Source organism: Parabacteroides sp. CH2-D42-20 (assembly GCF_003670185.1).
GTDB classification, from domain to species: domain Bacteria; phylum Bacteroidota; class Bacteroidia; order Bacteroidales; family Tannerellaceae; genus Parabacteroides; species Parabacteroides distasonis.
Map to the genome: position 1 here is coordinate 21,250 of NZ_RAYG01000044.1, position 8,925 is coordinate 30,174.

The following is an 8,925-nucleotide window of genomic DNA, read 5'->3' on the forward strand; positions in this document are numbered from 1 at the left end:
TAAAAATTTAATCTACGCAATTATTTCTCCTAATAAATATCGAAAATCGATTACATTTGTAAATCTAAAATAGAGTACACATGAAAAACTTGATGATTCCTGCGCTGGCGTTATTTTTATCGGCGGCGGCGCAAGCAGACGACAGTCCGTTATGGATGCGTTACTGTGCGATCTCCCCGGACGGGCAGACGATCGTGTTTTCTTACCAAGGGGATATCTACACGGTCCCTTCTTCCGGAGGAAAAGCCCGGCAGTTGACAACACATCCGGCGCATGATACCCGTCCGGTCTGGTCGCCCGACGGACAGAGAATAGCCTTCGCCTCCAACCGTAGCGGCAACTTCGATGTATTTCTCATGAACAAGGAGGGAGGGGAACCTAAGCAGCTCACCACCCACTCCACAAACGAATATCCCACTACCTTTAAGGATAACGGACACATCTTGTATCTGGCCAACGTATTGCAAGACGCCAAGGATATCCAATTCCCCGGCACCCGCTTTATGCAAGTCTATGAGATAAGCACGGACGGAGGAAGGCCGGATTTGTATTCTTCGTTATACATGGAAAATATAGCCCTCAGCAAAGATGGCAGTAAATTATTATACAATGACTACAAAGGTTACGAGGACCCTTGGCGCAAGCATCATCAATCTTCTATCACCCGTGATATATGGTTATGTACGCTTGGAAAAGACCGCTCTTTCCGGAAAGTAACCACTTTTGGCGGTGAGGATCGTAATCCTGTATGGGCCGCGGATGGGGCGTCTTTCTATTACCTAAGCGAGGAGAAAGGAAGCTTTAACATCTTCAAGAAGGATTTGGCAGGCAACAGCGAGAAACAAATCACGACGCATACCACCCACCCCGTGCGTTTCCTTACCTCCGATAATTCCGGGACTCTATGCTATAGTTACGACGGCGAGATCTATACCGTTAAGGAAGGCCAGAAACCTGCCAAGGTGAATATCCAGATCGTCGCGGATAAGATCGAGAACGACGTAATCCATCGTCTTCTGACCGATGGAGCTACGGATATCGCCGTCTCCCCGAATGGAAAAGAGGTAGCGTTTATCACTCGTGGCGATGTTTACGTAACTTCTATTGAATACGAGACGACTCGTCAAATCACGAACACGCCGCAACAAGAGCGCAATATAGATTTCAGCCCCGACGGACGTTCATTGGTATATTCCGCCGAACGGGAAGGAACATGGGGAATCTACGAAAGTAAACTTACACGTGACGAAGATAAGCAATTCACGTACGCCCCAGAATTGAAAGAGGAGCCTCTTGTCGTCTCCGGACAAACCTCGTTCCAACCCTTATACTCTCCGGATGGTAACGAGGTGGCTTTCCTTGAGAACCGCACCACCTTACGTGTTATCAACCGAAAGACCAAGCAGGTCCGCACCGTATTGGACGGGAAATACCTCTATTCGTATAGCGATGGAGACCAGCATTTCCAATGGTCGCCAGACAGCAAGTGGTTCTTGGTAGATTACATCTCCGTCGGAGGATGGAACAATACGGATATCGCCCTCGTGAAAGCGGACGGTAGCGGCGAGGTAACGAACCTGACGGAAAGCGGTTATTCGGATGGCGACGCGAAATGGGTATTAGACGGTAAGGCCATGATCTGGTCCTCCGACCGTGCCGGTTTCCGCAGCCACGGTAGCTGGGGTGCTGAGCGGGATGTGTACATCATGTTCTTCGACGGTGAGGCTTACGATAAATTCCGCCTCAGTAAAGAAGAACTGGCCTTGGTAGAAGCGGATGAAAACAAAGATAAGGACGAGGATAAGACATCCGATAAAGATTCCGATAAGAAAAAAGAGGATAAGGATAAGCCTGTAGCCCCCTTGAAGTTTGATTTGGAGAACCGCAAGGACCGGATTATTCGCCTGACCGCTAATTCATCCTCATTGGGAGACGCCGTACTCGCCCCGAAAGGAGATAAACTATATTATTGCGCCGCTTTCGAGAAAGGCTTTGATTTATGGGAACACGACTTGAAGGAAAAGTCCACTAAATTACTGCTCAAGAATGTCGGTCGAGGTACTCTATTCGCCGATAAGAAAGTAGAGAACCTCTATCTTACCGCCGGCGGCAAACTGAAAAAGATAGAGTTGAAGGATAGCAAGGAAAAACCGATCGCTTTCAAGGCCGAGTTCGCTTATCGTCCGGCAGAGGAGCGTGCTTATATCTTCCATCACGCTTGGCGTCAAGTCTTGGATAAGTTCTATGATCCGACACTCCGGGGCATGGATTGGAAAGGGTATGAGACCGCTTACGCCCGTTTCCTTCCGCATATCAACAACAATTTTGATTTCCAAGAGATGCTTTCCGAGCTATTGGGCGAGTTGAACGGCTCCCATACGGGCGCTCGTTACAATCCGGGACTAACCGGGCCGGAAACCGCCAGCTTAGGCGCTTTCTTCGATAACGCATACACGGGCGACGGATTGAAGATCGAGGAAATCATCGCCAAGGGCCCGCTGACATTGGCCGACAGCCAGATAAAGAAAGGCTGTATCATCGAGAAGATAGACGGAACACCGATAAAGAAAGACGCCGATTATTATCCACTGCTAAGCGGTAAAGTCGGTAAGAAAGTAATGCTTTCTGTCTATGATCCTACCAGCAAACAGCGTTTCGAGGAACAGGTAAAAGCGATCAGTAACGGAGAGCAATCGAACCTCCTTTATAAAAGATGGATCGAGAATTGCCAAGAAACCGTAGATAAATTATCGAACGGGCAAATCGGATATGTACATGTAAGAGGTATGAACAGCGAGAGTTTCCGCGAGGTCTATTCCGCCTTATTAGGCCGTTGCCGGAATAAGAAAGCCGTGATCGTGGATACCCGCCATAACGGAGGTGGCTGGTTGCATGATGATCTGGCTACCTTATTGAGCGGCAAGGAGTATCAGCGCTTCGAGCCTCGCGGACAATACATCGGTAGCGATCCTTACAATAAGTGGACCAAACCGTCCTGTGTCTTGATGTGCGAGGATAATTATTCGAACGCTCATGGTTTCCCTTGGGTTTATAAGACCTTAGGCATCGGCAAGCTGATCGGCGCCCCGGTTCCGGGAACCATGACAGCCGTATGGTGGGAAACGCAAATCGATCCGACCTTGGTATTCGGTATCCCGCAAGTAGGCGTGAAAGATATGCAAGGCAATTATCTGGAAAACCAACAATTGCAACCGGATGTCGAGGTGTACAATACTCCCGAGGCGCAGCTCTCCGGCGAGGACACGCAATTAAAAAGAGCGGTAGAAGTGATGCTGCAAACTGTAAAATAGCTTTTCTAGGCCTCGGAAACGACTTTTCAACCTTGCAAAATGCTTTCCGAGACCTCGGAAATGACTTTTCAACCTTGCAAGGTGGTTTCCGAGATCTCGGAAGCCTCTTTCAGTCACATCGAACAGAAGAAAGATACGAAAAACGGAACCGTGAAATCTACCAAGATCCCGTGAAAGATAGAGACAAAGACCAAATCCTTTCCACAATAACGGGTGATAATCGGCAATGTCGTATCCATCGTAGTAGCTCCTCCTGCGCAGATCGGAGATAGCCTTCCGAAATATCTAACGAACAACGGAGCGCCCAGCAAGGCGAATATCTCACGGATAATATTAGCGATCAAGGCGATCGTTCCTAACTCCGCCGCCAATTGAGCCCCCAGCGTCGGTTCTTTTAGCTCTGTTATCAAGATGGAGGATAATGAATAATAGGCGAAACCGCTTCCGACCGCCAAACAATCGAACACGCTCCATTTGGTAAGAGCAAGGCTGATCAGGGCGGAGAAGCTCAACGTCCCGATAATAGTAGCCAGAGGCACCAATAAGAGTTTCGGCCGTATACTCGATAAAATATCTTTCAGTTTCTTATCGCTTCCTATGCTAATCCCTACTTGAAACATCAAGAGGTAAAGTACATAAACCGTTATATCATTCTCGATAATGACCCCGGGCAGATAACCGCTCCATCCCAGCAAGCACCCCAAGGCAAAGAAGCCCACGACGATCAAACTCCCTTTCATCCCCGGCTCCTTTCCTTAAAAAAGAAATGATAAACTCCCCACGCCGCCAAGACGCTACCCAACGTACCGGCCGAAGCGATCAACAAGGCTTGCCCGCCCAACGTCGTAAGATTATTCACGATAGACTCATTGGCCCCTACCGAAATTCCCAGCAGGAACAAAAGAAGAAGAATTGTATAAGAAATAGGCTTACCGATCTTTTGCAGCAATTCTACTTTACGAAAGAAATACCCGACGGCAATGCCGCAGAACATGATTCCGATTACTGTAAACATCCTTTTGTAGTTTTTGCCGCAAAGTTAACAGAAACTCACAGTACCACAAAGCAGTTACTTCTTCGTTTTCTTGAATTTCACGGGAATCTGCATACCTCCGGCGTCGGCCATTCCCTCTAACTTATTTCCTTTCTGGGTCATAGTTAAGTCTACAGGCGTTCCATCCACATAAAAAGAACTGGTATAGGTATCTCCTTTCGCCTTGATATCATTTATCTCCAAGGTACTACCTTGTATATTCACTTTAGCGGTCAACTTGCCGTTCTCTTGCTTTATCTGAAAACTTCCATCTTGATATCCATACGGAGCGTCGGGGGCAGAGAAGGACCAATCGCCTACGAGCTTACTAAAATCAGCGGCTTTATCCTGTGCCGAGATCGTGATACAAAACAAAAGGCATAAAAGGGTGGTAAAGGCTTTCTTCATGTTCGTTCCCATAATCTTATGAATTAAATGAGTAATAGATTTAAATAACGTTCCAAATGTAGTGATTAATTTTCGATCTTCCGAGATATGTTCTAATATACGAGCATCAAATTCTTTCCCCAAAGGGGGCAATGCCTCGGCCTCATGAGATACGAACCAAGCCTTATAAGGTAATAAGTCGGGAGGTACCACCGCTGAGGAGAAAAACTGGCGTAATTCCCGCTCTTCCTCCACGGATGTGGCGCATTCCCAATATTTATCCAGCAACTTATTTATTCGTTGATAGTCCATACACGATCCATAAACAGATTACCTTACCGCATACCGCTCCATCCTTTCCTTATTTCCGGAATACGTTTCCCTCAATGCCAGATTACGCGCTACCATCATGCAATAGGAAGGTAAGTTCTCAATGACAATCCAGCTATCCCGGTCTTCCCAAACCTTAAGCAGGGCTTCCTGAACGATCTGCTCAGACTGCTCCACGTCTCCGGTAATCCGGAAAACAACCCGGAAAAGGTTATTCTTCAGCGGCAATATCTTTGTCGTAAATTCGTTTGTTCCCATACTTTTTTATCTATAAGACGAGCCAAGCCCGAAAAAGGTTGCAGATTTTAAAAGGAAATTTCCAATATTCCCCCAAAGCCATTATCTTTGTGACAGATGATTGATAATTCGCTTATTACAAACTAAATCAATAATAACAGTGAAAAGAACGATCTTATTTTTTCAGGCCGCTCTTGCCTGCCTGCTGGTAGGATGCAAGCAAGCGCCGGAGTCGCCGCGACTACAAGATGAGGTGAGGTATGTAGACCCATTCATCGGAACCGGGTTCCATGGACACACATTCCCCGGAGCTACCCGTCCGTACGCGATGGTACAACTAAGCCCGGATACCCATATCTTGGGATGGGACGCAAGTAGTGGTTACCATTATGATGATGACCATATCTACGGGTTCAGCCACACGCATCTTTCTGGTACGGGTATCGGTGATCTGGGTGACGTAGCTTTATTACCTTTCTCCGGTGGAGATTCCATCAAACCAGTAGCTACCTTCAAGAAAGACACTGAGAAAGCGACACCGGGGTATTATGCCGTACGCTTGGATAACTTTGGCATCAACGTGGAATTGACTTCTACGGATCGTGTAGGTTTCCATAAATATACATACGACAATCCCAAAGAACGTCGTGTCCTGCTTGACTTAGGGCATATCCTTCAACCGAACTGGGGACATAAGCTGATCGGTAACCAATATTTACTTGTAAACGACTCCACGGTGGAAGGAACCGTGAAGACACAAGGTTGGGCACATTTCCACTCCATGTCCTATCGGATTACTTTCTCGGAACCGATCGAGACCGTATACCAATACATCGGAGGGAAATTACGTAAAGACTCCTTGTTCTTACGCCTAAATACGGCAGAAGATTTGAAGTTCCATTACAAATTCGCTGAAAAGGCACAACCGCTTTATGTAAAAGTAGCCTTATCCATAGTCGATCCGGAAGGCGCCGAGAAGAATCTCGAGGCAGAATTGCCCGGATGGGATTTCGATAAGACCCGTGAGGAATCAACGCATATTTGGAACGAGGCGTTAAACTTGATCCAGATCGAGGCAGATCCGAAAGTCATGGTCAATTTCTATACGGCGCTCTACCATACCATGATCGCCCCCTTCGCTTATCAAGACGTGGACGGGCGTTATTTGGGTATGGACAAGAAAGTGCATACCGCCGAACCGGGTTACGTAAATTATTCCGTATTCTCCTTGTGGGATACGTTCCGTGCGCTTCATCCGTTAATGACAATCATTAATCCGGACTTAGCGACTGATTGGGGTAAGGTACTCGTGCAAGGTTATAAAGAAGGTGGAATATTACCCAAATGGCCTTTAGCCTCTAGTTATACAGGTTGTATGGTAGGATATCCGGCCGTCTCGGTCCTCGCCGACCTTGTAGCGAAAGATTTAGCGGAAGGTGATATGAGCACGTGGACGGAAGCCGGCGTACGTTCTTCCGTTTACCGTGAGGATCTTGCCGAGAAGTTCAAAGGAACCCGTGAGCTGGATCTGATCACGATGCACCCTTACTATAAGGAGAAATATGGTTTCGTCCCCGCCGACTCTGTTCCTGAATCCGTATCGTGGGGATTGGAGATGGCATACGAGGATTGGTGTATCTCCCAAATCGCCAAGAAGGCAGGTAATATAGAGTTGGCGAATGAGTATGCCAAGAAAGCCGAATACTACAAACGCTATTTAGATCCCGAGACGAAAATGATGCGTCCGGTAATGGGCGACGGTTCTTTCCGTACTCCATTCAACCCTCGCTATTCTTCGCATATGAAAAGCGACTATACCGAAGGGAATGCCTTTCAATGGAGTTTCTTCGCACCACATGATATGGATAACTTCATCGCCGCTATCGGTGGCAAGAAAGAGCTGGAAACACGTTTAGACACCCTGTTCACCACCTCTTCCCAGATTGACGGGGCGGAAGCCTCCGGAGATATTACCGGATTGATCGGCCAATACGCTCATGGAAACGAGCCGAGCCACCATATGGCCTATCTTTATAACTGGACAGATTCTCCATGGAAAGGGCAAGGGTATTTAGATTATATCATGCAGAATTTCTACACGAATGAACCGGATGGTATCATCGGTAATGAGGATTGCGGACAGATGTCTGCTTGGTATGTCATGAGCGCCCTAGGTTTCTATCAGGTAAGTCCGGGTATTCCGGTTTACACATTGGGCCGTCCGATGGTAAATAAGGCTTCTATGCACGTAAAAGGCGGTATTTTCGAGATCGTGGCGACCAACAATAGTCCCGCCAATAAATACGTTAAAGAAGTCAAGCTAAACGGTAAAGTCCTAGAGACTCCTTTCATCAGCCACTCCGATATCATAAATGGAGGTAAGCTTGAGTTTATCATGACCGATCAACCGGTAAAATAAATTCATATAAAGAAACATAAAAACAAAGGGCGAATCAGTACACTGGTTCGCCCTTTATCTTATATTTGCCCTCAAACGATTAAATTGAAAAGCTATGTTACTCACAACAACTAACACGATCGAAGGAAAAGAAATTACCCAGTACTTCGGAATCGTATCCGGTGAAACGATCATCGGAGCGAATGTATTCAAAGATTTCTTCGCAGGCATCCGGGATATTGTCGGAGGACGTGCAGGTTCTTACGAGAGCGTCTTACGCGAAGCGAAAGAAACGGCCTTGAAAGAAATGAGCGATCATGCGGCACGAATGGGCGCAAACGCTGTAATCGCCGTAGATCTAGATTATGAGACCGTAGGAGGAAGCGGAAGCATGCTGATGGTTACCGCCGCCGGGACAGCCGTACGCTACCAATAATCCCCAAAATGAAATACTTTGGAGCCGGATTAAGCGAATCACATAAAGAACTAAACCGCATTATCCGTAAACCGGAATTAATAGAGCAAACCAAGGAGCTCTTTCTTGAGATTCATGGAAAATTACACCTCTCTGTGGTGTCTGGTAATGAGAGAAACGAGGTCGATGAGCTAGTCGGAGATTTAAGAGAGGATGAATATGCCATTATGCCTACAGCGAAAGATGAAACCATCGCTTGGGTATTATGGCATATCAGCAGAATTGAGGATCTGACCATGAATATATTAGTTAACGGAGAAAAGCAGATCTTCAATGAAGACTGGCAAACCCGAATGAATTCCCCTATCAGAGACACAGGAAATGCCTTATCTGATAACCAGATTATTCAGCTAAGCAAAAGTCTACGTATTCAAGAACTCTTAGAATACAGGAATGAAGTAGGACGAAAAAGCAGAGAAATCATCCGAACCTTATCTCCCGATGATATACGTCGCAAAATCCCAACTCAAAGGATAAGCCGGATATTAGAAGAAGGTGGTATCACAAATCATGAAGATTCGATTTGGTTGCTTGATTTCTGGGCTAAAAAAGATATAGCTGGTATTTTATTAATGCCTCCTACCAGACATGTCATGTTACATCTAAATGACTGTTGTAAATGGAAGCTAGCAATAAGAGGCAGACATCATTGAAAATTAAACGGATGGTGTATATAACAAAAAAAGGAGCCAATCTTTCGACTGACTCCTTTCACCTAAGACGGCGGCTACCTACTCTTCCACTGTTACGCAGT

At 46.5% G+C, this 8,925-nt stretch carries 8 protein-coding genes; 4 read left to right on the forward strand and 4 right to left on the reverse strand.

Going from position 1 to position 8,925, the window contains the following annotated elements; genetic code table 11:
• Positions 1-80 precede the first annotated feature (80 nt).
• Entirely contained in the window at positions 81-3,311 is a 3,231-nt protein-coding gene (locus tag D7V92_RS20290) for a S41 family peptidase (RefSeq protein WP_121773654.1), read from the forward strand.
• A 113-nt stretch (positions 3,312-3,424) separates the two neighbouring features.
• Here D7V92_RS20290 and D7V92_RS20295 read toward each other — a convergent pair whose 3' ends face one another.
• The 4 genes from D7V92_RS20295 to D7V92_RS20310 are packed head-to-tail and all read right to left on the reverse strand — an operon-like array spanning position 3,425 to position 5,319.
• Positions 3,425-4,051: a lysine exporter LysO family protein gene (locus tag D7V92_RS20295; protein WP_005866516.1), complete on the reverse strand. Its 627-nt coding sequence runs from the start codon at positions 4,049-4,051 to the stop codon at positions 3,425-3,427.
• On the reverse strand, positions 4,048-4,326 hold the full coding sequence (locus D7V92_RS20300) for a LysO family transporter (RefSeq protein WP_005860915.1): 279 nt from the start codon (positions 4,324-4,326) through the stop codon (positions 4,048-4,050). The genes D7V92_RS20295 and D7V92_RS20300 overlap by 4 nt, the downstream gene beginning before the upstream one ends.
• Before the next feature lie 54 nt (positions 4,327-4,380).
• A complete protein-coding gene (locus D7V92_RS20305; RefSeq protein WP_121773655.1) occupies positions 4,381-5,043 on the reverse strand; it encodes a hypothetical protein in 663 nt (220 codons plus the stop codon).
• 18 nt (positions 5,044-5,061) lie between these two features.
• A complete protein-coding gene (locus D7V92_RS20310; protein ID WP_005866511.1) occupies positions 5,062-5,319 on the reverse strand; it encodes an RNA polymerase sigma factor in 258 nt (85 codons plus the stop codon).
• A 139-nt stretch (positions 5,320-5,458) separates the two neighbouring features.
• On the opposite strand from D7V92_RS20310, the gene D7V92_RS20315 reads away from it, so the two are divergent.
• The 3 genes from D7V92_RS20315 to D7V92_RS20325 all read left to right on the forward strand — a co-directional run bounded on the left by D7V92_RS20315 (position 5,459) and on the right by D7V92_RS20325 (position 8,824).
• Positions 5,459-7,717, forward strand: a complete 2,259-nt coding sequence (locus D7V92_RS20315; protein ID WP_121773656.1) for a GH92 family glycosyl hydrolase — start codon at positions 5,459-5,461, stop codon at positions 7,715-7,717.
• Positions 7,718-7,811: 94 nt separating this feature from the next.
• Entirely contained in the window at positions 7,812-8,132 is a 321-nt protein-coding gene (locus D7V92_RS20320) for a YbjQ family protein (protein WP_005860908.1), read from the forward strand.
• Positions 8,133-8,140: 8 nt separating this feature from the next.
• Positions 8,141-8,824, forward strand: coding sequence for a DinB family protein (locus tag D7V92_RS20325; RefSeq protein ID WP_005866506.1), 684 nt, complete (start codon positions 8,141-8,143; stop codon positions 8,822-8,824).
• Positions 8,825-8,925 lie beyond the last annotated feature (101 nt).

Excerpts from the sequence above, each read along its gene's own strand:
- D7V92_RS20300 (WP_005860915.1), bottom strand. The coding sequence starts at position 4,326 with ATGTTTACAGTAATCGGAATCATGTTCTGCGGCATTGCCGTCGGGTAT.
- D7V92_RS20325 (WP_005866506.1), top strand. The coding sequence starts at position 8,141 with ATGAAATACTTTGGAGCCGGATTAAGCGAATCACATAAAGAACTAAAC.
- D7V92_RS20320 (WP_005860908.1), top strand. The coding sequence starts at position 7,812 with ATGTTACTCACAACAACTAACACGATCGAAGGAAAAGAAATTACCCAG.
- D7V92_RS20290 (WP_121773654.1), top strand. The coding sequence starts at position 81 with ATGAAAAACTTGATGATTCCTGCGCTGGCGTTATTTTTATCGGCGGCG.
- D7V92_RS20305 (WP_121773655.1), bottom strand. The coding sequence starts at position 5,043 with ATGGACTATCAACGAATAAATAAGTTGCTGGATAAATATTGGGAATGC.
- D7V92_RS20295 (WP_005866516.1), bottom strand. The coding sequence starts at position 4,051 with ATGAAAGGGAGTTTGATCGTCGTGGGCTTCTTTGCCTTGGGGTGCTTG.
- D7V92_RS20310 (WP_005866511.1), bottom strand. The coding sequence starts at position 5,319 with ATGGGAACAAACGAATTTACGACAAAGATATTGCCGCTGAAGAATAAC.